The organism is Kitasatospora sp. NPDC018619 (genome assembly GCF_044391605.1).
GTDB lineage: Bacteria > Actinomycetota > Actinomycetes > Streptomycetales > Streptomycetaceae > Kitasatospora.
This window is the reverse complement of the sequence record NZ_JBISAI010000012.1, coordinates 86,770-112,511: the sequence shown is the minus strand read 5'-3', so window position 1 is coordinate 112,511 and position 25,742 is coordinate 86,770. Positions and strand designations below refer to the sequence as shown.

The window sequence follows — 25,742 nt, the reverse complement described above, 5'->3', positions numbered from 1 at the left end:
TTCTCTGTACTTCCGGGGAACCGTCCGCACCATTGTCCCGGCCGCCGGGTGTCCCGGCGGTCACACACACCCGCGTGAGCTGCGAAGACGTGGGGAGGGGCCTGGCGGGCCCGGTGCTGTCGGGGATCTTACGGCCCCGCCCCGAGCGCCCGCCCCCGCGCCCCGGACGCCCGCCCCGGACGCCGCCCCCGGCCCCCGGATCAGCCCCTGGGCCGCCGCCCCCACTCGCCGGCGCCCAGCGGGCGGTCGTAGCCCGGCCGCCCCGTGCCCGCGCCGGGCGGTGACCGTCGGGCTGCCGCTGTCCAGGTCGACGTCGAAGGACGCGCTCTCCACCTTGCTGCCGCAGCCCACCCCCCTCGCGTAGCCGTTCCGGGCCAGCGGCGCGCCCTTGGTGACGACCCGCGCGTGCAGCGCCTCCAGGACGACCGTCTCCTTCCCGCTGCCCTGGACGGTCAGCGCGACCCGCTGCTCCCCGGAGGCGACCGCGCCGAGGGCGGCGGCCCGGCGCGGTCGCCTCCGGCTCGTTGCGGGCGGGCCGACCTGCTGGGGCGGCCGGTTGACCAGGAAGCGCTGGTAGCAGGGGTTCCCGTAGACGTAGGGGCGGGTCGCGGCCTTCAGCGGCGCGGGGCCGGCGCCGCAGGCCCCACGGCACGGGCGACGCTCCGCGACCGGCGGATCGCCAATCGTCATATGATTGTCATATACATCCGAGGGGGGTGCGTGGAGTTCCGACTGCTGGGCTCGGTGGCGGTGGTGGCCGCGGACGGCCGCGAGCTGCCGGCCGGATCGGCCAAACGCCGCAGCCTGTTGGCCATGCTCCTGCTCAACCCCGGGGCGCCGGTCACCGTCGAGCGGCTCACCGAGACCCTCTGGGACGAGGAACCGCCCCGGCACTCGCGCACCGTCATCCACAACCACGTCTCCGGGCTGCGCGCCCTGCTCACCGCCCACGACGCCCCCGGCGCCGGCGTCGAACTCGTCACCGACAACGGCGCCTACCTGCTGCGGGTGCCCGACCAGGCGGTGGACGCCGTGCGCTTCGACCAGCTGGTGGCCCGCGCCCGCGCCCTGGACGACGCCCGCCGGGCGGCCGCCGCCCTGCGCGAGGCCCTCGCCCTGTGGCGGGGCCCCGCCCTGACCGGCACCACCGGCAGCCTGCCCCTGCGCAGCGCCGCCCAGGCCCTGGAGGAACGGCGGCTGACCGCCACCGGGGAACTGGCCCGCGCCCACGGCCGGCTCGGCGAGCACGGCGCGGCCGCGAACCTGCTGCACACCGAGGCCACCGCCAACCCGCTGCGCGAACCGCTGGTCGCCGACCTCATGCACGCCCTCGGCCGCGCCGGACGCCGCTCGGAGGCCCTGGACTGGTTCCACCGCACCCGCCGCGCCCTGGCCGAGGAACTCGGCATGGGCCCCGGGCCGGAACTCACCGAGGCCTACGCCCGCCTGCTGCGCACCGACGCGCAGCCGGGCCGCGCCGACCGGGTGCCACCCGCCCGCCGCCCCGGCGACCAGCCGCCGCACCGCCCGCCCGCCGAGCGCCCGCCCGCCGAGCACCTGCCGCCCGTACGGGTGCCCACCGTCGGCGGCCCGGCCTCCGTCCCCGAACAGCGCCCCGCCCCGGCCGCCCCCGCACCCGCCGCCGGACCGCCGCCCGCCGCCCCCGGCCCGCACACCCCCTGGCCCTTCCCCCGCCGCCCGCGCGGCTTCGCCGGCCGGGAGGAGGAGCTGGCCGCGCTCGACCGGGCCACCGCCGCCCCCGGCGCCGTCGCCGTGCTCACCGGCGGCGCCGGCGTCGGCAAGACCACCCTCGCCCTGTACTGGGCGCACCGCCGCCGGCAGGACTTCCCCGACGGCCGGCTCTTCGTCGACCTGTGCGGCCACAGCCCGCTGCCGGAGCGCGACACCGCCGCCGTCCTGCGCGAGCTGCTGCTCGCCCTGGGCCTGCCCGCCGAGCGGATGCCCGCCACCCCCGAGGCGATGGCCGCCCGCTACCGGGAGCTGACGGCCGGTCGCCGGATGCTGATCGTCCTGGACAACGCCCGCCGCTCCGACCAGGTGCGCCCGCTGCTGCCCGACGGCGACGACTGCGTCACCCTGGTGACCAGCCGCGACCGGCTCGGCGGCCTGGTCGCCTCCGACGCCGCCCGCCCCGTGCCGCTCGCCGAGCTCTCCGCCCCGCAGGCCGTCTCGCTGCTGGCCGCCACCCTCGGCCCCGACCTGGTCGCCGCCGAGCCCGAGGCCGCGGCCCGGCTGGCCGGGCTGTGCGACGGCCTGCCGCTGGCCCTGCGGCTGGCCGCGGCCCGCCTGGCCACCGGCCCGGCCCGGGCGCTGTCCGCCCTCGCCGACGAACTCGCCGACGAGCAGGACCGCCTGGACCTCCTCGACGTCGAGGACACCAGCGTCGCCGCCGCCCTCGCCCTGACCGTCCAGCACCTGGGCGACTGCGCCCGCCGGACGTTCCGCAGCCTCGGCGCCCACACCGGCGCCACCCTGGACAGCCGCACCGCCGCCGCACTGGCCGGCTGCCGCCCCGAGGAGGCCGCCGAGGCGCTCGCCCAACTGGCCGCCGCCCACCTGATCGTCCAGATCGGCCGGGACGCCTACACCCTGCACGACCTGGTCCGCCTCTACGCCCGCAGCCTGCCCGGCGGCACCGACACCCAGGTGCTGCCCCGGCTGCTCGACCACCTGCTCAACACCCTCCTCAGCGCCTGCGCCGCCGCCGAGCCGGGCAGCGAGCCGTGCTGCACCCTGCCGCCCGGCACCCGCCGCCCCGCCGAGGTCCGGCCCTTCCCCGACCGGGCGGCCGCGCTCGCCTGGTACGCCGCCGAACGCGACACCCTGCGCGGCGCGGTGGAGGCGGCCGTCGCCGCCGGGCTGCACGACCGCGCCTGGCGCCTGGTGCTGCTCCAGTGGCCGCTGATCGTCTGGCAGGTCCGGGACGGCTGGGTGCCGCTGCTCGAACACGGCCTGGCCGCCGCCGAGGCCGACCGCGACCCGGGCGCCCAGTCCCGGGCCCGGGCCCTGCTGGGCTGGGTCCTGCTGGAGGAGGGCCGCCCCGAGCCGGCCCTGGTCCACCTGGAGCGCGCCCCCGACCTCGCCGCCCGGGCCGGCGACAGCACCGCCCAGGCCGTCGCCCTGGTCAACCACGCCGTCGCCCTCGCCCGCCACGGCGACCGGGCCGGCCGGGCCCGGGTGCGCGGGCTGCTGACGCAGGCCCTGGCGCTGGCCGAACGGGCCGCCCGCGCCGACCTGGTCGCGCTCGCCCGCCAGCACCTGGCCGGCGAGTGCCTGGCCGCCGGCGACGCCGAGGAGGCCGCCCACCACGCGGCCCGCGGCCTGGCCGTCGCCGAACCGCCCTTCCCGGTCACCCGCCGGGTGGTCCTGCAGACGCTCTACGGGCGCGCCCTGGCCGCCACCGGCCACCCCGAGGAGGCCGCCCGCCACCTCGGCGCCGCCCTGCGCACCGCCCGCGCCCACCAGTACGAGGAGGGCGAGGCGCAGGCCGCCGCGGCCCTGCGCGCCCTGCCGGCCGGCCGCGCCGCCGCGGCCGTACCCGCCCCCGCCGCCACCACGCCCGTGCCCGCGACGCCCGTGCCCGCCACGGCCGTTGCCGACGCGCAGCACTGACGGACCGCCCCGCAGGGAAGGATGGACGACGGGGGGAGCCCGGGCAGCGGGCGAAGCCGGCACCCACCTGCCCGAGGGGGTTTCGCGATTGACCACGCCGCCGCCGAACCGTCAGAACGAGCTGCTGGAGCTGTACAAGCTCGCCGTGGAGATGGCCGACCGGGTCTCGGCCCGCCGGGGCAGCGCCAACACCTTCTTCCTGTCCGTGCAGACCGCGCTGGTCACCCTGATCGGCTTCGGCATCCCCAAGCTGTCCGAGTCCCCGTGGTGGGTGCCGACGGCCGTCGCGCTGGCCGGCATCACCCTCTCCGGCGCCTGGTGGATGCAGCTGCGCAGCTACCGGGACCTCAACGGCGCCAAGTTCAGGGTCATCAACAGCCTGGAGGACAAGCTGTCCGCGCGGATCTACACCGACGAGTGGGACGCCCTCAGGAACACCGCGGCGGGCGGGCGCAGCCACCGGCACTACACCGAACTCGGCACCACGGAACGGCTCGTGCCGATGATATTCGCGGCGGCCCACCTGATCCTGCTCACCGGCACGCTCGCCACCGGCACACTGGCGGTATGAGCCACCTCGATCCCATCGCCGAACTGATCCGCTCCTGCCTGCCCACCGAGGCCAGACCCCCGGCAGGCTCCGACGACCTCTTCCGCATCTACGCCGTGCTGCTCCAGGCCAAGGGCGAGCAGGTCACCGACGAGGACGTCCACAACGCCTGGACGGCCTGGACCCAGAGCACCGACGACAGCCACCGGGCCCTGGTGCCCTTCGACGACCTCGACGCCCGCACCCGCGCCCTCGACGCCCCGTACACCCTCGCCATCCGCACCGCCGCCCGCCGCCTGCACCGCCCTGCCGCCGGTTAGCAGTTCGCCGGTCAGGAGTTCGGGGCCCCGCCGGTTCCCCCCGACGGGCCGCGCGGGGCCCGGCCCGTACCTCCCGGCAGGGGCCGGTGCGCCTCAGGCGCCGGGGGCGGCGGCCGCGAGGTCGTCGACGGTGCCGGACATGACGGTGCGCAGGTGGCGGGTGAGGTGCTCGACGGGCCAGTCCCACCAGGCGATCTCCAGCAGGCGGGCGATGTCGGCCGGGTCGTGGCGCAGCCGGACCACCCGGGCCGGGTTGCCGCCGACGACGGCGTAGTCGGGGACGTCGGAGGTGACGACGGACCCGGCGGCGACGATCGCGCCGTGGCCGATGCGCACCCCGGGCATGACGGTGGTGCGGTAGCCGAGCCACACGTCGTGGCCGACCACGGTGTCGCCGCGCCCGGGCAGGCCGGTGATCAGGTCGAGGTGCCCGGCCCAGGCGCCGCCCATGATCGGGAAGGGGAAGGAGGAGGGGCCGTCCATCCGGTGGTTGGCGCCGTTCATCACGAACCGCACCCCGGCGGCGAAGGCGCAGAACCTCCCGATGACGAGCTTCTCCGGCCCGTAGTGGTACAGCACGTTGCGGGTCTCGAACGCGGTCGGGTCGTCCGGGTCGTCGTAGTACGAGTACTCGCCCACCTCGATCAGCGGCGAGGTGACCAGCGGCTTGAGCAGGACCACCCGAGGCTGCTCGGGGAAGGGGTGCAGCACGGTCGGGTCGGGCACGTCGGGGATCACGAGGGGGGCACCGCTCTCACGTTGACGGGGGATCGGGACGCGGGCCGGGGGCGCCCGGCGCACCCTGCCATGATCCACCGGACGGCGCCGCGGGCCGACGGGTTTTCCGGCCCCGCCCGGACACCCGGCCGGGCTTCACGGAACCTCCACACGGCGCGGCTGCATCGATCGACCGGCACGGGGTAACCGGGGCGTTCGACCCCGTGCCGACACGAGGAAGGACTCCGATGGTCACGACCACTGGTGAACTGACCGCCTCCGCCGCTTCGCCGGCGAAGGACCCCTCCCGCACGGCCGCCCGCGCCTCGGCCCCCCTGCGCGACCTGCTGCCACCGGAGCTCGCCGCCACCGAGGACCTGCGGGAAGTCGCCCCGGCCGACGCCCGCGAGCTCACCCGGGTGCTGCTGCGCCGGCTCGCCACGCTGGAGGAGGGCACCCGGGAGTACTCGTACGTGCGGGCCACCCTGGTGGAGATGAACCTGTCGCTGGTCCGGTTCGCGATCCGCCGCTTCAACGCCCACCGCGAGCCGCAGGAGGACCTGCTGCAGGTCGGCGCGGTCGGCCTGATCAAGGCCATCGACCGCTTCGACCCCGAGGTCGGGGCCGAGTTCACCACCTTCGCCCTGCCCACCGTCCTCGGCGAGATCCGCCGGCACTTCCGCGACACCACCTGGGCCGTGCACGTGCCGCGCCGCCTCCAGGAGCTGCGGATCGTCCTGGCCAAGGCCCAGGAGCGCCTGGCCCAGAAACTGGACCGGGCCCCCACGGTCGCCGAGCTGGCCGACGACCTGGGCATCCCCCAGGAGGACGTGGTCGAGGGCCTGACCGCCGCGAACGGGCACACCGCCGGCTCCCTGGACGGCGGCACCGACGACGACGACCGCCCCGCCGCCCTGGGCGAGCGGCTCGGCACGCAGGACCACGCCCTGTCCAAGGTGGAGGACCTGGTGGCGCTCAAGCCGCTGGTCGGCGCCCTGCCCGAGCGCGAGCGGCTGATCCTGTCGATGCGCTTCTGCGAGGACCTGACCCAGTCGCAGATCGGCGAGCGCCTGGGGCTGTCCCAGATGCACGTCTCCCGGCTCCTCTCGCGCACCCTGCGGCGCCTGCGCGAAGGGCTGGAGGAGGACTGAGGCCTGCCCGGCGCCCGACCCCGCGTTTGGCCGCGGGAGGGGCGCCTACGTAAGGTCGGAGGGCATGGACATGGAGGGGACGACGAAGATGCCATCCGACAACGACCAGCGGGGCTCCGCACCGGCGGCCTCCCCGTACCGTGCGGAGCTGGCGGTGCGCACCAGCCCCGCGGCCGGCGGTGCGGTGGTCTGCGCCCTGGCGGGCGACCTCGACATCGAGACGCTCGCCCCCGCGGCCGACACCCTCACCGCCCTGATCGCCCGGCACCCGGGCGCGGTGGTGATCGACCTCGCCCAGGTGGGCTTCTGCGACTCCTCCGGCCTGAACCTCCTGCTCAAGACCCGCCTCGCGGCGGGGGAGGAGGGCGTGGACCTGCACCTGGCGGCGGTGCCGCCCACCGTCATGCGGGTCCTCGAACTGACCGGCACCCGCGCGGTGTTCTCCATCCACGCCTCGGCCGAGGAAGCCCTGGCGGCCTGAGCGGGCGCCCCGCGCGCCGCCGCGGCGCACCGGGACGCGTGCCGCCGATGGCGCGCGCCCGGCACCGGGGCAGGCATAATCCCGGGAGCGCCGGGAAACCGACCCTGCGAACGCCGTCGATCCGAAGGGTGCCCTCACATGACGATGAGCCCGGGAACCCTGGACGGAGACGCGCACCCGGCCGGCCCCGCCCTGCCGCCCGGCGGCCAGCGCCGGCGGCTGCCGCTGGCCGGCCTGCCCAAGCCGGTCGCCCGGGCCCGCGCCTTCACCACCGAGGCGGTGGCGGACTGGTACCCGCCCGCCGACGCCCGCGACGGCGCCGGCGCGGACGTCGTGCTGCTGGTGGCCGAGCTCGTCGCCAACGCCATGCTGCACGGCGACGGCCCGCTGGAGCTGGTCCTGGACGCCACCGAACAGCGCCTGCGGGTGGAGGTCAGCGACCGCAGCCCGGCGATGCCCGCGCTGCGCCTGCCGCACGAGCCCGCCCTGCCCGGCGGCCACGGCCTGTTCATCGTGCAGCGCACCGCCGACCGCTGGGGCGCCGAGCCGAACGGCCAGGGCAAGGCGATCTGGGCCGAGTTCGACGCCGAGCGGCTCACCCGCGGCTGACCCGCCCCCCGCCCGTCCACTCCCGGCCCGCACCCGCCCCGCGCCCCGGCCCGTCCGACCGACGGCACCGCCCCCGTACGCCCGCCGGCCGCCGCCCCGACGGGGACGGCGGCCGGCGTACGGGCCTCAGCGGATGCGCCCGCCGTAGAACGGGTCGTAGTACAGCACGTACGGGTCCTGGAACCCGGGCCGCTCCTCCGCCCCGTCCTGGTCGAGGTCGGGGCCGGCCTTGATCTCCTCCTTGGTCCGGTCCACGTACACCTTCCGCTCCGCGATCTCGATGCGGGAGACGGTGCCGGCCGGCAGCAGCACCCGCTTGCCGAAGATCCAGGGGCCGGTGTCGACGACCAGGTACTGCGCCCCCACCTCCTCGGACAGCCGGTCCACCTTGCCGATGGGGCCGTCCTCCGCCTCCACGTGGAACCCGATGAGGTCGGTGCCGGCGCGGTGGCCGCTGGCGTCCCGGAACTCCCATATCCCGCTGTTCGAGCCCATGCGCTTCTCCCTTCCGTGGTGCGGGCCGGCGCGCTGCCGGCCCGGCGCGGACGCGCGATGACCGGTTGCCCCGCCCCGCCCCATCCATGCCGCCCCGCCGCCGGCAGGTATGGCCGCGCCCACCCGGGAAAAACGAGCTCCCGGCGGGCGTCGCCGGTTTCGGGCGCCCGCCGGCCGCACCCGGAAGAAGGGAAGACCGACAGATGTGGTGGAGCCTGCTGCGCCTGGCACTCGCGAGCGCCGGGGCGGTGCTCCTCGCGTACGGCCTGGACCGGATCGCGCAGTTCGCGGCCCGGCGCCTGGCCGCCCGCGCGGGCACCGTCGGCATACCCCTGCTGGTGCGCCGCTGTCGGCTCCCGCTGCTGGCGCTGACGGCCTGCCTGGTCCTGCTCGCGGCCCTGCCCTGGATCGCCGCGCCACCGGACGCCCGCGAGGGACTGCGCCACCTCGCGGTGATCCTCGCCATCGCCGCCGGCGGCTGGCTGTGCGCCCGGGTGGTGGCCCTGGTCGTGGACAGCACCCTGCGCCTGGCCGTGCACCGCCGCGACCCGGCCTGGGCGGGGCGCGCCCGCACCCAGGCCGACCTGCTCGGCCGGATCGTCCAGGCGGGCGTCGCCGTGGTGACGCTGGGCGCGGTCCTGATGACCTTCCCGGCCGTGCGCGGCGTCGGCACCAGCCTGCTCGCCTCCGCCGGGCTGGTCGGCGTGGTGGCGGGCGTGGCGGCCCAGAGCACCCTGGCCAACGTCTTCGCCGGCGTCCAGATGGCCTTCGGCGACCTCGCCCGGATCGGGGACGTGGTCGTGGTCGGCGGCGAGTGGGGCACCGTGGAGGAGATCACCCTGACCGCCGTGGTGATCGCCACCTGGGACCAGCGCCGCCTGGTGATGCCGATGTCGTACTTCGTGGGCCGCCCGTTCGAGAACTGGTCCCGACGCTCCAGCCGGATCACCGGCACCGCGCTGCTCCACCTCGACCACCGCGCCCCCGTCGCCCTGCTGCGCAAGGAGTTCGACGCCTTCCTGGCCGGGAACCGGCTGTGGGACGGCGAGGGCAGCGCCCTCCAGGTCGTCGACACCACCCCCACCACCATCGTGGTCCGGGCGCTGGCCACGGCGGCGGACGGCGCCGACGCCTTCGAGCTGCGCTGCCAGCTGCGCGAGCACCTCATCGGCTACCTGCGCGACCAGCACCCGTACGCGCTGCCCCGGCTGCCCGTGGCGCCGGCCCCCGGCGCGCACCCGGACGCCGGGGACACCGGGGGCGCCGGGCGAGCCGACGGCACCGGGCACGGCGCCGACGCGCCGCCGTTCGCCCGGCGACCGCCCGCCCAGGGCCCGCGGGCTTCGTGACCCGGGCGCGCCGCGGGGACGGGGAACGGGGGACGGGTCAGGAGGAACCGGGGCGGACAGCGCCGCCGGGGCCGCCGTCCCCGCGCCCGCCGTCCCCGCCCGGCCCCTCGGGCCCTGCGCTCCCCCCGTCCTCCCCGGGCGGCGCCTCCTCCCGGAAGGAGACGTCGACCCGCTGCTCGGGCCGGCGCTCCTCCTGCCGGGCCACGGAGGACAGCACCGCCACGTCGGCCTCCGTCAGCGGCGGCTGGAGCAGACTGCGCGGCCACAGCCGCCGGGCGAGCACCACGTTGGCCTCGGCCGCGTACACGGTGACCTGCGCGGCCAGGTAGAGCCAGGACAGCAGCCCGATCACCGTCGCGAAGAACCCGTAGACCTGGCTCGCGTGCCGCAGCTCGTGGGCGACCAGCAGCGAGCCGCCCGCCTGGAGGGCCGTGAACAGCGGCCCGGCCAGCACGCAGCCCGGCCACAGCAGCCGCAGCGGCACCTCGCGCGGGGTGAGCACCCGGAAGCAGGCCAGGCACAGCGCGGCGTTCACCAGCGCCGAGACGAGCAGGCCCCCGACCCGGGCGGCCGGCCCGGCCAGCGTGCCGGCGACCAGCGAGGCGGCGGCCGTGGCCAGCACCAGCCCGACGCCCAGGACGGCGAACAGCAGCCCGCAGCGCGCCAGCCGCGGCCAGTAGCCGGGCCGCTGCACCCCCGGCACGTTCCAGACCTCGGCCATGGCGTGCTGGAGGACCTGCGCGATGCCCAGCGCGCCGTACAGCAGCCCGAGCACCCCGATCAGCAGCGCCAGGCCGCTGCCCTGCAGCGAGTGGACGTTCTGGCGCAGCTGGTCGCCGATGATCGGGAAGTCGGCGAGCGCGGAGTCCAGCACCGCGCGCTGCGCCCCCGGGTGGCCGTGCAGCACGAAGCCGAGGACGGTGCTGAGCAGGAGCAGCAGCGGGATCAGGGCGACGAAGCCGTAGTAGGTGATCAGGGCGGACAGCAGGCCGCCCCGGTCGTCCCCGTACTTGCGCACGACGCCGATCACCAGGCCGGGGGCCCGGTGGCGCTGCTGGAAGCGGTCCACGGCCCGCAGGCCCCGTTCGATGGGATTCACGCCGCGCGTCTGCCCGGGGCCGGGGCCGCGACACCCGGCGGATTGGCCCGGCCGCCAGCGGGCACCCGCGAAGCGACAGAGGAACGGCCACGGGAGGAGAGCCCACGGTGAACGAGATCCCGCAGGGCGGCGCGGGCGGCGTGCCGCTGCACCACGACGACGGTTCCCGGGACCCGCGGGCCCCGGGGGCCGGGCCGGGCGCCGAGGAGCGCAGCAGCGAGGAGCAGGGCGAGGCGACGACGGCCGAACCCGGCCGGGCCCGCCGCCTCGGCCCCGACGAGAGCACCGGGGACGGCGAGGGGCCCGGCGACGCGGACAGCGGCGACGGGGACGCGGACGGGGACGCCTGATCCCGCCGGGGCCCGGCGCCTTCGGCCGGGCCCCAGCCGCGGCCGCTACGGCGCGGGGGTGACGGTCGAGCCCACCAGGTGCTCGGCCAGCCCCGGCCGGCCGTGGTCGCGCAGCCAGCGGCGCTGGCGGTCCGCCCCGCTGCCCCGGCGCTCGAAGCCCCACCACAGCCCGGCCACCCGCCCGGCGTCGCCGCACGCCTCCAGGCCGGGGGCGACGTACGCGCGCAGCTCCTCGACCACGGCCCCGGCCGGGCGGGCGACGCCGTCCACGGGCGAGACCAGCCGCCCGTGCGTCCCGGTGCGCGCGGCGTGCCAGGTGGCGGCGCGCAGCAGCTCCTCGGGCGGGTCCGGGCGCGGGTGCCCCGCCCGTTCCCGCAGGACGGCCGTGGCGACCAGGCCCCGGGCCAGGCCGGCGAACAGCTCGGCGTCGGCGACGGTCAGCTGGACGTCCATCGCCCGCACCTCCACCGTCGGGTAGCGCTCGGACAGCCGGGCGTGCCAGTACAGCTGGCCCTCGTCGGCGACGGCCTCGGCGGTGCGCAGCGCCGCCACCCGCCGCCGGTAGTCGGCGCCGTCGCGGAAGGCGGGCGGCGGGCCGCTGACGGCCCACTGGTCGAACTGGACGGTGCGCCAGCTGGCGAACCGGGTATCGCGCCCCCGCCAGTAGGGCGAGTTGGCGCTCAGCGCGATCAGCACGGGCAGCCAGGGCCGCAGCCGCACCAGGGCGCCCACCCGCTCCTCCTCGTCGGGCACCCCGACGTGGACGTGCATGCCGTTCAGCATCAGGTCGTCGACCAGCGCGGGCGCCTGGTGCCGGGCCCGCCGGTAGCGCGCGTCGTCGGTGACCGGCACCCCGCCGGGCGGCCCGAACGGGGCGGAGCCCACCGGGACGACCCGGCACCCGTGCTGGGCCGCGGCCGCGTTCAGGGCGGCCCGCACCCGTGCGAGGTGGCGCCCCACCCCGGCCAGCTCCTCGCAGACCGGCGTCGCGCTCTCCACCTGGACCTGGAGCAGCTCGTGCTGCGCCTCCGCCGGGCGCAGCGCGGGCGCCAGCGCGGCGGTGCCCAGGACCTCGGCGGCGCGGGGCAGCGGTGCGCCGTCGCGGGGGTCGACCAGCAGGTACTCTTCCTCGACTCCGAGTGTCAGCATGCCGGTTCGGCTACCCCGCCGCGCCGTTCGCACGCGGCCGGCCGGGCCCTCGCCGCCGGCGCCGCGACAGCTTGATCAACTGGCGTCAAGTTGTCTGTACAGCTCTGATCCTTGTGCCGGCCACCGGCCCGTCACCGGAGGCCGCCGCCGCGTCCACCTCGGTCTCGTACACATAACGGGTCCGGTCCGAACCGCGCGGCCGGCCCCCACGAGACCCGCGGTCCGTCAGCAAGGAGCCCCACCCGATGAGTCCGAAGCCCGAACTGTCGCGCCGCAGCGTCCTCGGCGGCGCGGCGGCGGCCGCGGTGCTGTCCGCCCTCCCGACCAGCGTCCGGCAGGCGCTGGCCGCCCCGGCCCGGCCCGGACGGCTGGCGGACATCCAGCACGTCGTGGTCCTCATGCAGGAGAACCGCGCCTTCGACCACTACTTCGGCACCCTCGCCGGCGTGCGCGGCTTCGGCGACCGCACCGCCGTACGCGGCGTCGACGGCCGCTCGGTCTTCCACCAGCCCGACCCCGGCCGCAAGGAGGGCTACCTGCTGCCCTTCGCGATGAACGCCGCCCACACCAGCGCCTACCGGCAGGGCGCCCCCTCCTTCGGCTACGGCGACTCCATGAACGCCTGGAACGAGGGCCGCGCCGACGGCTCCGTCACCCGCCGCTCCTCCGGCTGGCTCGGCCAGGGCTACTACGAGCCCGCCGACATGCCCTTCTACCACGCCCTCGCCTCGGTGTTCACGGTCTGCGACGCCTACTACGCCTCCGTGCAGTGCAACACCAACACCAACCGCGACCACCTGATGACCGGCACCAGCGGCGGCACCGTGCGCGACACCCCGGTGACCGACAACACCGAGGTCCCCGGCGGCTACGAGTGGACCACCTACGCCGAGCGCCTGGAGGCGGCCGGCGTCAGCTGGAAGACCTACCAGGCCCTCGACAACTTCGACGACAACGCCCTCGCCTGGTTCGCCCCCTTCGTCAGGGCCAAGCCCGGCGAGCCGCTCTACGAGCGCGGCATGCGCGCCGTCGGCGACCCGGCGAGGAAGGACGACCCGTTCGCCATGGGCGACGCCCTCGTCGAGGCCTTCGCCGCCGACGTCCGGGCCGACCGCCTCCCGCAGGTCTCCTGGATCGTCGCCCCCGCCGCCCTGTCCGAGCACGCCAACTACGCGCCCCCGAACGGCGAGCACCTCACCGCCCGGCTGCTGTCCGCGCTCGCCGCCGAGCCCGAGGTGTTCCAGAAGACCGTCTTCATCCTCAACTACGACGAGCACGGCGGCTTCTTCGACCACCAGCTGCCGCCCGTCCCGCCGCTGGCCGAGGGCCGCGGCAAGTCCAACGTCCCCGTCGACGGCGAGGTCGTCGTCCGCGTCGCCAAGGGCTCCTCCACCTACCACCGGGTCGTCGGCCAGGACGGCAGGTACCGGGTCAGGGCCGCCGACGGCACCCTCGGCTGGTCCGCCGCCCTCCCCGCCGGCGAGACCCTCGTCTCCGGCCCCTACCCGATGGGCCTGGGCGTGCGGGTGCCGATGGTCGTCGTCTCCCCGTGGACCCGCGGCGGCGTCGTCGACTCCACCGTCTACGACCACACCTCCGTGCTGCGCTTCCTGGAACAGCGCTTCGGCGTGCGGGAGCCCAACATCAGCCCCTGGCGGCGCGCCGTGTGCGGCGACCTGACCGGCGTCTTCGACTTCTCCGGCCGCAACCCCGCCTGGCCCCAGCTGCCCGACACCAGCGGCAACCGCCAGAAGGTCGTCGACACCGGCAAGCTCCCCGCCCCCACCGTGCCCAGCCCGCAGGCCTTCCCCCGGCAGCAGCGCGGCACCCGCTCCTCCCGCCCCGCCCCCTACGACCTGCTGGTCAAGCCCCGCCTCAAGGGCGACGAACTCACCCTCGACTTCGTCAACCAGGGCCGCCAGGGCGCCGTCTTCGCCGTCTACCCCGCCCCCGGCGAGGCCCCCAAGCACTACACCGTCGCCGCCCGGAGCCGGCTGTCCGACGTCTGGAAGGTCGGCCCGGCCGGCTACGACCTGCGCGTCCACGGCCCCGACGGCGCCCTGTGGCACCTGCGCGGCGACACCGACTCCGCCTACGAGGTCTCGCTCTCCGAGGAGGGCGGCGGCACGGTCCTCGAAGTCGACGTCGTCAACCGCTCCCGCACCGCCCGGACCTTCCTGGTCGGCGACCTCGCCTACGGGGACGGCCTGCGCGAGGTGCGCGTCGCCGCCGGCGACGACCGCACCGTCAACCTCAGGGTCGGCCCCGAGGGCTGGTACGACGTCGCCGTCGCCGTCCAGGGCGACCTCGCCTTCCGCCGCCGCATCGCCGGCCGCTTCCCCTGGGACGACCGCACCGTCACCGACCCCGCCCTCGGCCTGGCCGACCCGCTCACCGTCGAGCTCGCCCTCGGCGCGGCCTCCGCCACCATCGACGAGCCCGTCCTGCTGCCCGGGCGCCCCGCCACCGTCACCGCCACCCTCACCGCCGCCACCGCCCTCACCCGCCTGGAGGCCCAGCCGATGCTGCCGCCCGGCTGGAGCGCCACCGCCGTCACGGCCGCACCCGACAAGCTCGCCGCCGGCGCCACCGCCACCGCCGTCTGGCAGGTCACCCCGCCCGCCCAGCGGCCCGCCGCCGCCACCCACCGCCTGCTGGTCACCGCCCGCGCCCAGGCCGACGGCCGCTTCGCCCTCGCCGACGGCGAACTCGCCGCCCGTCCCGCCCCGCTGATGACCGGCCACCTCCTCGACGAGGACTTCGAATCCCTCGCCGGCGCCCTCACCCCCGAGTCCGGCCTGCTCGGCTGGACCGCCCAGGCCCCCCGGGGCTGGACGGTCCTCAACGCCCCCGCCATGCCCCAGGGCACCGCCCGCCTCCAGGGCTGGACCTTCCACACCAAGCGCGAATGGGCCGCCCTCGGCGCCCAGGACCGCGGCAACTTCACCCGCGCCCTGGGCATCGTCGCCGTCGCCGACCCCGACGACTGGGACGACACCGGCTCGCCCTCCCGCAAGGGCACCTTCGACTCCACCCTCGTGTCGCCCGCCGTCCCCCTGCCGCCCGGCGCCGACACCCTCCACCTCGCCTTCGACTCCCACTACCGCCAGGAAGCCCCCCAGAAGGCCACCGTCACCGCCGTCTTCGACAACGGCACCGAGACCCGCCTGCTCGCCTACGGCCCCGAGGCCACCGGCAACGACAACGCCGGCAAGGACGCCCAGAACGCCCGGATCACCCGCAGCTTCGCCGTCCCCGCCGGAGCCCGCACCGTGACCCTCAGGTTCCGCATGTACGACGCCGGCAACAACTGGTACTGGGCCCTGGACCACATCCGCCTCGACACCCGCCCCGTCACCGGCTGACCCCCGGCACGGCTGTCCTCGCCACCGCGGGGGAGGGCAGTGGTGTAGCCCGGCAGCACCGCTGCCGGGCGCGGCCGGGCGCCCCCGGGTGCCCGGCTGACGAGCAGGGCTGTGCCGCCGGATCCGGGCGTCGCGGTCCTGCTGCCCGGGTGGCCGTGGTCCGGGCCGGCCCCGTCCAGGACCCGGTCGGTGGACGCGATCGCCGCGATCACGCCGTCGATCGTCAGGAAGCCGCCCGGGCGGCGCAGCTGCGGCCCGCCGCCGCAGGGGCGCCATCCCCGGGGAGGAGGCGGGCGGGTGGCTCAGTGGCAGCCCGGGCAGCGTCCCGGGCGCGACGCGCCCGCTCACTGCGGGCCGTGGGTGGTGCCGGCCCGCCATCTCCGGGGAGGAGGCGGGCGGGTGGCTCAGTGGCAGCCCGAACAGCGTCCCGGTCGTCTGCCCGGCGGGGCCCGGCACGGCTGCCCTCGCCACCGCGGGGGAGGGCAGTGGTGTCGCTCGGCAGTACCGCTGCTGGCCGCGGCCGGGCGCCCCCGGGTGCCCGGCTGACGAGCAGGGCTGTGCCGCCGGATCCGGGCGTCGGGGTCCTGTTGCCCGGGTGGCCGTGGCCTGGGCCGGCTCCGCGAAGGAGCGGGTCGGTGGACGCGATCGCCGCGGTCATGCCGTCGATCGTCAGGAAGCCGCCCGGGCGGCGCGGCTGTGGCCCGCCGCCGCAGGGGCGCCATCTCCGGGGAGGAGGCGGGCGGGTGGCTCAGTGGCAGCCCGAGCAGCGTCCCGGGCGCGACGCGCCCGCTCACCGCGGGCCGTGGGCGGTGCCGGCCCGCCCACGCCGCCGCGTGGCAGCCCGGCGCCCGTCGGCTCGACGGGGTCCGCGCGTGCCGCGGACGGCTCCGGCGCACCGGGCGGGCCCCCTCACCGGCTGCCCCACCGCGGGGGAGGGGCGGGTCAGTTGAACAGGTCCGGGTGCGGGCCGGTGCGCAGGCCGCGGTCGGTGGCGGCGATCGCGGCCATGTCCTGCTCGGTGAGCTCGAAGTCGAGGACGTCGAGGTTCTGCCGGATGCGCGCCGGGGTGACGGACTTGGGGATGGCGACGGTGCCGAGCTGGAGGTGCCAGCGCAGGACGACCTGGGCGGGGGAGCGGCCGGTGCGCTGCGCGACGGCGGTGATCGCCGGGTCGTCCAGGACGGCGCCCTGGGCGAGCGGGCTCCACGCCTGGGTGGCGATGCCGTGCCGGGCGTGGAAGGCACGCAGTTCGGCCTGCTGGAGGCCGGGGTGCAGCTCGACCTGGTTGACGGCGGGCACCAGCGGGCTGTTGTCCAGCAGGCGCCGCAGGTGGGCGGGCTGGAAGTTGGACACCCCGGCGGCGCGGACGCGGCCCTCCCCGACGAGGCGCTCGACGGCGCGCCAGGAGTCGAGGTAGAGGTCGCGCTCCGGGGCGGGCCAGTGGATCAGGTAGAGGTCGAGGTGGTCCAGGCCGAGCCGGGCGAGGCTGGCGTCGAAGGCGCGCAGGGTGGCGTCGTAGCCCTGGTCGGCGTTCCACAGCTTGGTGGTGACGAACAGCTCCCGGCGGGCCAGGCCGGCGGCGGCCAGGGCGCGGCCGACGCCGGCCTCGTTGCCGTAGGCGGCGGCGGTGTCGATGCTGCGGTAGCCGGCCTCCAGGGCGGAGGCGACGACGGCGGGGGTCCGCTCGTCGGGGACCTGGTAGACGCCGAGGCCGAGCTGGGGGATCTCGACGCCGTTGTTCAGCTTCACGGTGGGGACGCCGGGGGTGGTCATGCGGGGTTCCTTCGGGTCTGGCGGGCAGGGGGCGGGTCGTGGACGGACGGTCGGTCAGCGGTGCAGGGCGGCGGGGCGCGGGGCGGTGTCCGGGGCGGGCGCCTCGCGGGCGCGGTCGCGGCGCTCCAGGGCGGCGGACCACAGGGCCAGCAGCAGGGCGGCCGCGGCGAGGGCGGCGCCGACCCAGTTGGGGGCGGTGTAGCCGAGGCCGGCGGCGATCACCGCTCCGCCGAGCCAGGCGGCCAGCGCGTTGCCGAGGTTGAAGGCGCCGATGTTGACGGCGGAGGCCAGGGTGGGGGCGCCGTGGGCCTGGTCCAGCACCCGCTTCTGCAGCGGGGGGACGGTGGCGAAGCCGAGGGCCCCGACCAGCAGGACGGTGACGGCGGCGAGGACCTTGTCGTGGGCGGTGAGGGTGAACAGCGCCAGCACCACGGCGAGGCCGCCGAGGGTGGTGTAGAGCATCGGCATCAGCCTGCGGTCGGCGTAGCGCCCGCCCAGCAGGTTGCCGAGGAACATGCCGACGCCGAACAGCACCAGCAGCCAGGTGACGGAGCCGTCGGCGTAGCCGGCGACGTCGGTCATCATCGGGGCGATGTAGGTGATCGCGGCGAAGACCCCGCCGAAGCCGAGCACGGTCATCGCCATCGCCAGCAGGACCTGGGGGTTGCGGAACGCGGTGAGCTCGCGGCGCAGGCGGGCGCCCTCGGGGCGGGGCACGGCGGGCACGAGCCGGGCGATGCCGAGCAGGCCGACCACGCCGAGCGCGGCGACGCCGGCGAAGGTGGCGCGCCAGCCGGCGGCCTGGCCGACGAAGGTGCCCAGCGGCACGCCGACGATGTTGGCGACGGTCAGCCCGGTGAACATGGTGGCGATGGCGCCGGCCTTCTTCTGCGGGGCGACGAGGTCGGCGGCGACGACGGAGCCGATGCCGAAGAAGGCGCCGTGGGCGAGCGAGGTCACGATCCGCCCGGCCAGCATCACGGGGAAGGACGGGGCGGCCGCGGAGAGCAGGTTGCCCGCCGTGAACAGGCCCATCAGCAGCATGAGCATGGTCTTGCGGCTGATCCTGGTGCCGAGGGCGGTCATCAGCGGGGCGCCGGCGACCACGCCGAGGGCGTAGCCGGTGACCAGCAGGCCCGCGTCGGGGATGGAGACGCCGTAGTCGTCGGCGATCCGGGGCAGCAGGCCCATGATCACGAACTCGGTGGTCCCGATCCCGAACGCGCCGATGGCCAGGGCTATGAGAGCGAGGGGCATGAGGCCCGAACCCTTCTGTTCTTGCTTGAACTAGCGCCTTACGTGCTTGAACAATAGTTGCAGGCGCGCGATAAGTGCAAGCGAAGGTAGAGCGCATGCGCGTTGGATTGCACGCGCAACGGGTGCCGGGTGCGGCCGTGGGCGCGGAGCGGGTGTGGAACGCCGCCGGGCCCGGCCCGTCCGGCCGCGGGTGCGGTTCGGACGGGCCGGGCCCGGGGGGGTGCGGTGCGGGGCCGGCCGGGATCAGCGGGCGGGGGCGGCGGCGTCCACGGCCTCGACCGCGCGCACCAGCGGGGCCAGCCGCGGGGTGCGGGCGGCCTCGTCGAGCGCCTCGCGCAGGGCGGCGTCGTTGGTCGGCCGGGCCGCCGCCAGGAGCTCCAGGCCGTCCTCGCTCACATCGGTGTAGATGCCGCGGCGGTCGGTGGGGCACAGGTAGCGCGCCAGCAGTCCGCGGTCCTCCATCCGGGTGACCAGGCGGGTGGTGGCGCTCTGGCTGAGCATGACCGCGTCGGCGACCTGCTTCATCTGGAGGTGGCCGCCCTCCCCGTCGTGCTGGCGGCTGAGCACGTCGAGCAGGGAGTACTCCCGCACGCTCAGCCCGTGCGCGGCCTGCAGGGCGCGCTCGATGTGCGACTCGATCCTGCCGTGCAGGAGGGACAGGGCGCCCCAGCCGTTGGCGAGGGCGGTGAGCGCGGGGTCCGTGGCGGTCATGGGTCCGGCCTCCTTCCGGGTGCGGCCGGCTCCAGGGTATGCCATGGGCCGAAATACCGGCCGACGCCTGTATCGGGCCTGTGCAACCATTTCACCCGTGCGCGCATTCCGCCGCGCCCCGCGCGCCCGCCCGCCTCCGGAGGCCGAAAGTGGTTCAGACCACTGTGGCCACAAATGGTTCAGACCATTGACGGGCGGGGAAGGCAGATCCTACGGTGTCGGGCAACCGGTCTGGCGCGGTCATGCCACGTCTCGGGCAGGCCGCCGTGCGCACCCCCACGCGCACGCGCACGCCCCGCGCCGGGCGCACACTCCATCCACCCCCACGGAGGAGCACCATGCGCAAGCGCCACCTGATCGCCGCCGCCGCGGCCGCGATCACCCTGCCGATCGCGGCGGCCCTGCCGGCCCAGTCGCACGGCTTCATCAACCTGCCGCCGAGCCGCTCCGCGCTCTGCGGCGCCAACGCCGTCCCGTGGGACTGCGGCGACATCCAGTGGGAGCCGCAGAGCGTCGAGGGCCCCAAGGGCTTCCCGTCCCGCGGCCCCGCGGACGGCACCATCTGCGCCGGCGGGGACGGCCGCTGGGCCCCGCTGGACAACCCCCGGGGCGGCGCCTGGCCGACCACCAGGGTGACGGCGGGCCAGCAGCTCACCTTCACCTGGGAGATCGAGGCCCGGCACTCCACCACGAACTTCAAGTACTACCTGACCAAGCCCGGCTACGACGCGAGCCAGCCCGTCACCCGCGCCGCCCTGGACCTCACCCCGTTCCTGACCGTCCCCTACAACGGCCGCCAGCCCGCCGCCACCACCACCCACACCGCGACCCTGCCCACCGGCCGCACCGGCCACCAGGTGATCGTCGCCGTCTGGGAGATCGCCGACACCGGCAACGCCTTCTACTCCTGCACCGACGTCCAGTTCTGACCGCCCGCGCGGCCCCGGCGCCGGGGCCGCCCCGACCGCCGCGCCCCGCCGGCGCCCGCCCGACCCCGGGCGGCGCCGGCGGGCCGCCGCCCGCACCGCGGACCCCGCCCCGGCCCGCCCGGCCCCTCGCCCCGACGCCTCGCCCCGACGCCCGCCCGACCCGTGCTCGCGCGCGCCGCCAAAGCCGTGAATAGGTACATTGGCGACATTTGGCAGCAGTGCCCAGGCTCCGCGCGTCCACGAAAGAGGGTCACCATGCGCCCCGACCTCAGCCCCGCCGTCCTCGCCGAGCTGCGCCGGCCGCGGCCCTACCCGGCGGTGTCGATCCTGATGCCCACGCACCGCCGCGAACCGGACAACGCCCAGGACCCGGTGCGGCTGCGCAACCTGCTGGCCGAGGCCAGGGAGCGCGTCCAGGCCGACCCGAAGGTCTCCCGCGCCGACCGGATCGACGTGCTGGAGCAGCTCGACCGGGCCCTGGCGGAGGTCGACCTGGTGCACGCCGAGGACGGCCTGGCGCTGTTCGCCGCACCCGGCGAGCACCAGGTCTGGTCACTCGGGCGCACCGCCCCCGCCCGGGTGGTCCTGTCCGACACCTACCTGACCCGCAACCTGGTCGCCTCGCACGCCGCCGAGCGCCCCCACTGGGTGCTCGCGGTCGCCGCCGACAAGGTGGTGCTCTGGGGCGGCACCGAGGAGAAGGTCGCCGAGGACCGGGACCACGGCTTCCCGCTGGTGCGCGTCTTCGACAACCCCGACCCCGAGCGCCAGGAGCAGATCGGCGACACGCCCAGCACCTTCCGCGACGAGGGCACCAAGACCTTCCTGCGCCAGGCCGACACCCTGGTCGGCAAGCTGCTGGCCGCCGCCCCCCGCCCGCTGTACGTGGTCGGCGAGGCCGCCGCGCTCGCCCTGCTGGACGCCGTCGGCCCGATCGCCAAGGAGGCCGCCGCGCAGCTCCCGCACGGCGGCCTGGCCCAGGCCGACGCCGAGACCGTCCGCAAGGTCGTCGAGCCCGCCGTGCGCGCCCGGGCCGAGCGGGACGTCGCCGAGAGCCTCGCCCAGCTCGACAAGGCCCGCGGCGCCCAGCAGTTCGCGGCCGGCCTGGACGAGGCCTGGCAGAACGTCAAGGAGGGCCGGATCGCCCGCCTGGTGGTCGAGGAGAACTTCCGCGCCACCGTGCGCGACGACGGCGGGCACCTGGTGCCCGCCGAGGCCGACCGGGAAGGGGCCCGCGAGGACATCGTCGACGAGGTGATCGAACGCACCCTGGACACCGGCGGCCAGGTCGGCTTCGTCCCCGACGACACCCTCGCCGACGCCGGCCGGATCGCCGCCGTCCTGCGCTACTGACCCGCCGTCGGGCCCGGCCCCCCCCGGGGGGGCCGGGCCGTCGCACAGGGCGACCGCCCGCCCCGCCGCACCCGTACCCACCCGCCGCGCCGCACCCGCCCGCCGCACCCGTACGGAAACGAACCGGCCGAACGGCGCAAGGAATCCGCCACCTTCGCGCGCCGCACGCCCAATGGTCACGAACGGTTCCCGGAGCCTTGGCGTCCGGTTCGGCCACCCTCCCTAACCTGCCGCACATGACACAGAGTCACCGCCCCCGCGCCGCCCGCCGCCCCGGCCTGCTCGCCGCCGCCCTCGCCGCCTCGCTCGGCCTCACCGCCGTCGCCCTGGACGCCCCCGGCGCCGCCTCCGCCGAAGCCGCCCCCGCCGCGGCGGGCGCCGCCCCCGCCCCCGGCGAGGTCGTCCTCGACGAGCACTTCTCCGCCCCCGCCCTGCCCGCCGGCTTCACCGCCGTCGAGGGCGACTGGAAGGTGGAGGGCGGCCGCCTGGTCGGCACCTCCGCCAACTCCGGCCAGCAGAGCCGCATCACCTTCGGCCGCCACCTGAACGACTTCCGCATCGAGGCCACCGCCCGCTTCGAGACCGTCCAGGACAACGCCCGCTGGACCGCCCTGGGCCTGGACGTCCCCGCCGACGGCGCCACCCCCTGGTCGATCGCCACCATGCGCACCGGCACCACCGCCGCCAACGGCCTCGAATTCGCCCAGCGCACCCCCGCCAACACCTGGAACGTCACCGACACCGCCGCGGCCCCCACCGCCGCCGGCACCGGCCGCGACGTGCGCATCGCCGCCGAGGTCCACGGCACCACCGCCCGCTGGATCTTCGACGGCAAGGAGGTCATGCGCACCACCCAGGCCGCCCGCAGCGCCGACGGCGGCCAGGCCCTGGTCGTCAACGGCGCCAAGGTCTCCTTCGACGACCTCAAGGTCACCGCCCTTGCCCCCGGCGGCCTGCTGCGCCCGGCCGGCTCCCCGCTGACCGTCTTCGCCCACCGCGGCGCCTCCTCCGCCGCCCCCGAGAACACCCTGGTCTCCGACGAGGTCGCCCGCCGCGGCGGCGCCGAGTGGATCGAGAACGACGTCCAGCCCAGCAGGGACGGCGTCCCCTACGTCCTGCACGACGACACCGTCGACCGCACCACCGACGGCAAGGGCCGCATCCGCGACCTGACCGCCGCCCAGCTCGACGCCCTGGACGCCGGCTCCTGGTTCGGCCCCGCCTACGCCGGCACCCGCGTGCCGACCCTCGCCGCCCAGCTGGAGGACCTGCGCACCCGCGGCGGCAACCTGCTGCTGGAGATCAAGGGCAGGCACAGCCGCGACGAGGTCGCCCGGATCGTCCGGGAGGTGCGCGACCACAGGATGACCGGCCGGGTCCTCGTCCAGAGCTTCGAGGTCGACGCCCTGCGGTACACCCGCGAACTGGCCCCCGAACTGCCGCTCGGCCTGCTGCGCGGCGACCTCGACGCCGACCCGGTCGCCGTCGCCAAGGACCTCGGCCTGTCCGCCTACAACCCCTCCGACGGCGCCCTCGCCGCCCGCCCGGCCGCGGTGAAGGACCTGCACGCCGCCGGCGTCGCGGTCAACGTCTGGACGGTCGACTCGGCCGCCCGCTGGAAGGCCCTGGAGGCCGCCGGCGTCGACGGGGTCATCACCAACCGCCCGGCGGAGCTCGCCGGCTGGAACGCCGCCTGGGCCCAGGGCACCGCCCCCGTCCAGCCCGCCGCGCCCACCGTCGCCATCACCTCCCCGGCCCCCGGCGCCACCCTGGACCGCGCCCAGCAGCCGGTCACCGCCGTCCAGTCCACCGGCGCCGACACCGTCCGCCTCACCCTGGACGGCAAGGAGCTGGCGCCCGGCACCGCCCTGGACACCGCCGCCCTCCCGCTCGGCCGGCACACCCTGCGCGCCGAGGCCACCGGCCCCGGCGGCCGCGCCGAGACCACCGCCGAGTTCACCCTCGCCGCCACCCCCACCGGCCTGGCCGCCCTGGTGCTCACCTCCGGCGCCGACCGCAACGCCGTCGCCACCCTGACCGTCATGCTCGGCCAGGGCCAGTACCGGCCGCTCGCCGCCTGGGCCGAGAACCAGGCCGGGCGCACCGTGCCCGCCGAGCGGGCCGCCCTGATCGCCGCCGAGGCCCGCGCCCTGGACGCCGCCCCGCGCGGCTGACGCCCCGCCCGGCCCCGCCCCGCCCGCCCCGGGCGGCGGCGGGGCCGCGGCGCGCCCGGGCCTCGCGGCCACCGGGCCGTACCCAGGGTTCGCACGGCATCCGGGGAGCGCCACGCATGGTTCCCGCCCCGGCCCGGCCGGTTTCCCGGAGCCCGCCCCGCGCCGACGACCCTCACCCCCGGAGGTCGCCCGTGACCCACGCGCTGGGCATCAGGAGGGCGGTGCCGGCCGGCTTCGACGGGGGCTCGCGCACCGCCGACACCATCGCCGCGCTGCGGCCCGAGCGGGTCAAGGCGCTGGTCTCGGTCGGCGGCTACCTGGTCACCGACGTCGAGATGCAGAAGGAACCGCTGGCGCCCGCCGCCGAGCACACCTGGCGGTACCGGTTCTCCTTCGCCACCGAGCGCGGCCGGCGCGCCACGGAGGACCGGGACAGGCGCCGCGAGCTGTGCCGCCTGGTGTGGCGGCAGGTCTCGCCGGTCTCGGCCTTCGACGACGCCGTCTTCGAGCGCACCCGCCGCCGCCTTCGACAACCCCGACTACGCGGCGATCGTCGTCCGCGACTACCGCCGGCGCCTGGGCCCGGCCGACGGCGAGCGCCGCTACGACCAGCCGGAGCGCCGTGCCCACCGTCACCCTCGATCCCGGCCGCGACCCCTCCACCGCCCCCGGCGGCGGCTCGGGCTACCGCGACCGCTTCACCGGGCCGTACCTGCACTGCACCCTGCCGGAGGCCGGCCACAACGTGCCCCAGGAGGCCCCGGAGGCCTTCGTCCGGGCCGTCCTGGACGCCGGCCGCCTCTGACGTGACGGCAGCCCGGGCCCGGTGCGCGGGAAGCCGGCCCGGCCGACTCCCCGCTCCGTCAGCCCTGCCGCCGGGGCTGCGCGCCGGCGCCGCGGGCGCGCAGGAGGTCGGCGATGCGGGCGTCGACCTGGTCGCGGTCGTAGCCGCGCCACCGGATCCGGAACGCCGGTACGGGCGGCGGCGGCCCGGCCTGGGACAGGGCGGCGAGGTAGCCGTCGACCTCGGGGCGGTCGTAGCCGCGCCGCGCCAGGTCGAAGCCGCAGGGCTCGGGTGGTGTCGGCACGTCGTGGTCCTCCGGTCCGGCCCGCCGGCCCGGGGCGGCGGGTGCAGGGTGTCGGGCCCGCCGATCCTGCCACACCGGCCGCCGGGGCCGCGGTGCTCGGCCCGCCCGGCTCAGCCCTGGTGCAGGCAGGCGCGAAGGAGGCGTAGGCGTACGGGGTCCGCTGGTCCGGCGACCAGCCGCCGTCGTGGACGACCCACCGCAGTTCCCGGTTGCCGCTCTCCTCGCCATCCCCCGCTCACCCCCGGTGCACGCAGTAGAGGGGGCCCTGGTAGGCCGTGATGTCGACCCCGGGGGAGGAGATGACGTAGGGGATGCGCCTGGGCACGCTCCAGCCCTCGCCGACGTCGTACCGGGTCCACCACAGCTGGCCGCCGGTCTCCTCGCCCACGCAGTAGACGCAGTACAGGTAGTCGTTGTACCGGGCGACGGCGGGGGCGTACCGGGTGCGCACGGGGCTGCCGCCCTGGTCCACCATCGGCTGGTCGGCGCTCCACTCCCGGGTCCTGCTGTCGTAGGTGAGCCAGTACAGGTCGTCCCCGCCGCGGTCGTGCACGCAGTACAGGTGGTCCTTGAAGCGGTCGACGGCGGGGGAGCGCGCCGTCTGGATGCCGCCGGGGACGGGCTGGTCGATGCTCCAGGCCTCCGCGTCGGTGTCGTAGGTGATCCAGCGCAGGCTGCCGTCGGTGTCGTGCAGGCAGTAGACCAGGCCGTCGTAGACGGTGACGGCGGGCGGGTTCGTCGAGCGGACCTCGGCGCCCCGGTGGTCCTTCACCGGCTGCTGCGGGGCCCAACCCGCCTCGGAGCCCTCGGTGTTGTAGCGGGTCCACCACAGGCGGGCGTCGTCCCGGGTGCGGTGGTGCACGCAGTACAGGAAGTCGTTGGCGTGCGTCACCGCGGGCGCGCCGTAGGAGGGCAGGCGGCTCCCGTGGACGTCGACGACGGCCTCGTCGCCGCGCCACTGCTCGGTCTCCTTGTCGCGGATGTCCCACCACAGCTCGGGATTGCCCACCGTGTCCTGGTGGAGGCAGTACAGCAGGCCCTTGTACGCCTCGACGGCGGGCGCGAAGGGCGAGAAGGCGGAGGGGACTTCGAGGTCCTTCGACCAGTCGGTGTCGTAGGCGACCCACCGCAGTTCCTTGTTCGTGGCGTCCATCTCCCGCTCACCTCCGCCGATCCCTGTTCGTGGCGT

The 25,742-nt window shown here is 76.5% G+C and carries 21 protein-coding genes and 1 pseudogene; 13 read left to right on the top strand and 9 right to left on the bottom strand.

Going from position 1 to position 25,742, the window contains the following annotated elements; translation table 11 throughout:
• Positions 1-720: 720 nt before the first annotated feature.
• The 3 genes from ACH5AR_RS20375 to ACH5AR_RS20365 all read left to right on the top strand — a co-directional run bounded on the left by ACH5AR_RS20375 (position 721) and on the right by ACH5AR_RS20365 (position 4,503).
• Complete coding sequence (locus tag ACH5AR_RS20375) at positions 721-3,633, top strand: BTAD domain-containing putative transcriptional regulator (protein ID WP_396302838.1); 2,913 nt, start codon at positions 721-723, stop codon at positions 3,631-3,633.
• Positions 3,634-3,721: 88 nt separating this feature from the next.
• A complete protein-coding gene (locus tag ACH5AR_RS20370; protein WP_396302837.1) occupies positions 3,722-4,204 on the top strand; it encodes a hypothetical protein in 483 nt (160 codons plus the stop codon).
• On the top strand, positions 4,201-4,503 hold the full coding sequence (locus ACH5AR_RS20365; RefSeq protein WP_396302836.1) for a hypothetical protein: 303 nt from the start codon (positions 4,201-4,203) through the stop codon (positions 4,501-4,503). The genes ACH5AR_RS20370 and ACH5AR_RS20365 overlap by 4 nt, the downstream gene beginning before the upstream one ends.
• A 93-nt stretch (positions 4,504-4,596) precedes the next feature.
• Here ACH5AR_RS20365 and ACH5AR_RS20360 read toward each other — a convergent pair whose 3' ends face one another.
• Positions 4,597-5,238, bottom strand: a complete 642-nt coding sequence (locus ACH5AR_RS20360; RefSeq protein WP_396302987.1) for a CatB-related O-acetyltransferase — start codon at positions 5,236-5,238, stop codon at positions 4,597-4,599.
• Positions 5,239-5,468: 230 nt separating this feature from the next.
• On the opposite strand from ACH5AR_RS20360, the gene ACH5AR_RS20355 reads away from it, so the two are divergent.
• The 3 genes from ACH5AR_RS20355 to ACH5AR_RS20345 all read left to right on the top strand — a co-directional run bounded on the left by ACH5AR_RS20355 (position 5,469) and on the right by ACH5AR_RS20345 (position 7,461).
• Entirely contained in the window at positions 5,469-6,371 is a 903-nt protein-coding gene (locus ACH5AR_RS20355; protein ID WP_396302835.1) for a SigB/SigF/SigG family RNA polymerase sigma factor, read from the top strand.
• A gap of 88 nt (positions 6,372-6,459) precedes the next feature.
• Positions 6,460-6,852, top strand: coding sequence for an STAS domain-containing protein (locus ACH5AR_RS20350; RefSeq protein ID WP_396302834.1), 393 nt, complete (start codon positions 6,460-6,462; stop codon positions 6,850-6,852).
• A 138-nt stretch (positions 6,853-6,990) separates the two neighbouring features.
• Positions 6,991-7,461, top strand: coding sequence for an ATP-binding protein (locus tag ACH5AR_RS20345; protein ID WP_396302833.1), 471 nt, complete (start codon positions 6,991-6,993; stop codon positions 7,459-7,461).
• Positions 7,462-7,587: 126 nt separating this feature from the next.
• Here ACH5AR_RS20345 and ACH5AR_RS20340 read toward each other — a convergent pair whose 3' ends face one another.
• Positions 7,588-7,956 carry a PRC-barrel domain-containing protein gene (locus ACH5AR_RS20340; protein WP_396302832.1) on the bottom strand — a complete coding sequence of 123 codons (369 nt, stop codon included), beginning with the start codon at positions 7,954-7,956 and terminating at the stop codon, positions 7,588-7,590.
• A 203-nt stretch (positions 7,957-8,159) separates the two neighbouring features.
• On the opposite strand from ACH5AR_RS20340, the gene ACH5AR_RS20335 reads away from it, so the two are divergent.
• Positions 8,160-9,305: a mechanosensitive ion channel family protein gene (locus ACH5AR_RS20335; protein ID WP_396302831.1), complete on the top strand. Its 1,146-nt coding sequence runs from the start codon at positions 8,160-8,162 to the stop codon at positions 9,303-9,305.
• Positions 9,306-9,342: 37 nt separating this feature from the next.
• Here the strand turns inward: ACH5AR_RS20335 and ACH5AR_RS20330 are convergent, their stop codons facing one another.
• A complete protein-coding gene (locus ACH5AR_RS20330; RefSeq protein WP_396302830.1) occupies positions 9,343-10,404 on the bottom strand; it encodes a YihY/virulence factor BrkB family protein in 1,062 nt (353 codons plus the stop codon).
• A 107-nt stretch (positions 10,405-10,511) separates the two neighbouring features.
• Between ACH5AR_RS20330 and ACH5AR_RS20325 the strand changes: the two genes are divergently transcribed.
• Positions 10,512-10,754: a hypothetical protein gene (locus tag ACH5AR_RS20325; protein WP_396302829.1), complete on the top strand. Its 243-nt coding sequence runs from the start codon at positions 10,512-10,514 to the stop codon at positions 10,752-10,754.
• Positions 10,755-10,799: 45 nt separating this feature from the next.
• Here ACH5AR_RS20325 and ACH5AR_RS20320 read toward each other — a convergent pair whose 3' ends face one another.
• Positions 10,800-11,903: a glutamate--cysteine ligase gene (locus ACH5AR_RS20320; RefSeq protein WP_396302828.1), complete on the bottom strand. Its 1,104-nt coding sequence runs from the start codon at positions 11,901-11,903 to the stop codon at positions 10,800-10,802.
• Positions 11,904-12,148: 245 nt separating this feature from the next.
• Here ACH5AR_RS20320 and ACH5AR_RS20315 point away from each other — a divergent pair, with 245 nt between their 5' ends.
• Complete coding sequence (locus ACH5AR_RS20315) at positions 12,149-15,268, top strand: phosphocholine-specific phospholipase C (RefSeq protein WP_396302827.1); 3,120 nt, start codon at positions 12,149-12,151, stop codon at positions 15,266-15,268.
• Between the two features lie 942 nt (positions 15,269-16,210).
• Here ACH5AR_RS20315 and ACH5AR_RS20310 read toward each other — a convergent pair.
• The 3 genes from ACH5AR_RS20310 to ACH5AR_RS20300 all read right to left on the bottom strand — a co-directional run bounded on the left by ACH5AR_RS20310 (position 16,211) and on the right by ACH5AR_RS20300 (position 19,009).
• Positions 16,211-17,041, bottom strand: a complete 831-nt coding sequence (locus ACH5AR_RS20310; protein WP_396302826.1) for an aldo/keto reductase — start codon at positions 17,039-17,041, stop codon at positions 16,211-16,213.
• A gap of 54 nt (positions 17,042-17,095) precedes the next feature.
• Positions 17,096-18,298 (bottom strand): MFS transporter, encoded by a 1,203-nt coding sequence (locus ACH5AR_RS20305; RefSeq protein ID WP_396302825.1) that lies wholly within the window; start codon positions 18,296-18,298, stop codon positions 17,096-17,098.
• Positions 18,299-18,541: 243 nt separating this feature from the next.
• Positions 18,542-19,009, bottom strand: a complete 468-nt coding sequence (locus ACH5AR_RS20300) for a MarR family winged helix-turn-helix transcriptional regulator (protein WP_396302824.1) — start codon at positions 19,007-19,009, stop codon at positions 18,542-18,544.
• Between the two features lie 338 nt (positions 19,010-19,347).
• On the opposite strand from ACH5AR_RS20300, the gene ACH5AR_RS20295 reads away from it, so the two are divergent.
• From ACH5AR_RS20295 to ACH5AR_RS20280, 4 genes and pseudogenes are all read left to right on the top strand, one after another.
• Complete coding sequence (locus ACH5AR_RS20295; RefSeq protein WP_396302823.1) at positions 19,348-19,938, top strand: lytic polysaccharide monooxygenase; 591 nt, start codon at positions 19,348-19,350, stop codon at positions 19,936-19,938.
• 255 nt (positions 19,939-20,193) lie between these two features.
• Positions 20,194-21,291 (top strand): chemotaxis protein, encoded by a 1,098-nt coding sequence (locus ACH5AR_RS20290; protein ID WP_396302822.1) that lies wholly within the window; start codon positions 20,194-20,196, stop codon positions 21,289-21,291.
• A gap of 236 nt (positions 21,292-21,527) precedes the next feature.
• On the top strand, positions 21,528-23,465 hold the full coding sequence (locus ACH5AR_RS20285) for a glycerophosphodiester phosphodiesterase family protein (RefSeq protein ID WP_396302821.1): 1,938 nt from the start codon (positions 21,528-21,530) through the stop codon (positions 23,463-23,465).
• A 200-nt stretch (positions 23,466-23,665) separates the two neighbouring features.
• Positions 23,666-24,270, top strand: a pseudogene (locus tag ACH5AR_RS20280) (alpha/beta fold hydrolase); the annotation flags it as partial.
• A gap of 58 nt (positions 24,271-24,328) precedes the next feature.
• Here ACH5AR_RS20280 and ACH5AR_RS20275 read toward each other — a convergent pair.
• Both ACH5AR_RS20275 and ACH5AR_RS20270 read right to left on the bottom strand, forming a co-directional pair.
• Positions 24,329-24,553, bottom strand: coding sequence for a hypothetical protein (locus ACH5AR_RS20275; protein WP_396302820.1), 225 nt, complete (start codon positions 24,551-24,553; stop codon positions 24,329-24,331).
• A gap of 235 nt (positions 24,554-24,788) precedes the next feature.
• Positions 24,789-25,706 (bottom strand): hypothetical protein, encoded by a 918-nt coding sequence (locus tag ACH5AR_RS20270; RefSeq protein ID WP_396302819.1) that lies wholly within the window; start codon positions 25,704-25,706, stop codon positions 24,789-24,791.
• Between the last annotated feature and the right edge of the window lie 36 nt (positions 25,707-25,742).

Bases quoted from the DNA above. Each gene is read 5' to 3' on its own strand.
- ACH5AR_RS20340 (WP_396302832.1), bottom strand. From the start codon at position 7,956: ATGGGCTCGAACAGCGGGATATGGGAGTTCCGGGACGCCAGCGGCCAC.
- ACH5AR_RS20345 (WP_396302833.1), top strand. From the start codon at position 6,991: ATGACGATGAGCCCGGGAACCCTGGACGGAGACGCGCACCCGGCCGGC.
- ACH5AR_RS20315 (WP_396302827.1), top strand. From the start codon at position 12,149: ATGAGTCCGAAGCCCGAACTGTCGCGCCGCAGCGTCCTCGGCGGCGCG.
- ACH5AR_RS20365 (WP_396302836.1), top strand. From the start codon at position 4,201: ATGAGCCACCTCGATCCCATCGCCGAACTGATCCGCTCCTGCCTGCCC.
- ACH5AR_RS20320 (WP_396302828.1), bottom strand. From the start codon at position 11,903: ATGCTGACACTCGGAGTCGAGGAAGAGTACCTGCTGGTCGACCCCCGC.
- ACH5AR_RS20350 (WP_396302834.1), top strand. From the start codon at position 6,460: ATGCCATCCGACAACGACCAGCGGGGCTCCGCACCGGCGGCCTCCCCG.
- ACH5AR_RS20295 (WP_396302823.1), top strand. From the start codon at position 19,348: ATGCGCAAGCGCCACCTGATCGCCGCCGCCGCGGCCGCGATCACCCTG.
- ACH5AR_RS20285 (WP_396302821.1), top strand. From the start codon at position 21,528: ATGACACAGAGTCACCGCCCCCGCGCCGCCCGCCGCCCCGGCCTGCTC.
- ACH5AR_RS20310 (WP_396302826.1), bottom strand. From the start codon at position 17,041: ATGACCACCCCCGGCGTCCCCACCGTGAAGCTGAACAACGGCGTCGAG.
- ACH5AR_RS20335 (WP_396302831.1), top strand. From the start codon at position 8,160: ATGTGGTGGAGCCTGCTGCGCCTGGCACTCGCGAGCGCCGGGGCGGTG.
- ACH5AR_RS20300 (WP_396302824.1), bottom strand. From the start codon at position 19,009: ATGACCGCCACGGACCCCGCGCTCACCGCCCTCGCCAACGGCTGGGGC.
- ACH5AR_RS20290 (WP_396302822.1), top strand. From the start codon at position 20,194: ATGCGCCCCGACCTCAGCCCCGCCGTCCTCGCCGAGCTGCGCCGGCCG.
- ACH5AR_RS20270 (WP_396302819.1), bottom strand. From the start codon at position 25,706: ATGGACGCCACGAACAAGGAACTGCGGTGGGTCGCCTACGACACCGAC.
- ACH5AR_RS20305 (WP_396302825.1), bottom strand. From the start codon at position 18,298: ATGCCCCTCGCTCTCATAGCCCTGGCCATCGGCGCGTTCGGGATCGGG.
- ACH5AR_RS20355 (WP_396302835.1), top strand. From the start codon at position 5,469: ATGGTCACGACCACTGGTGAACTGACCGCCTCCGCCGCTTCGCCGGCG.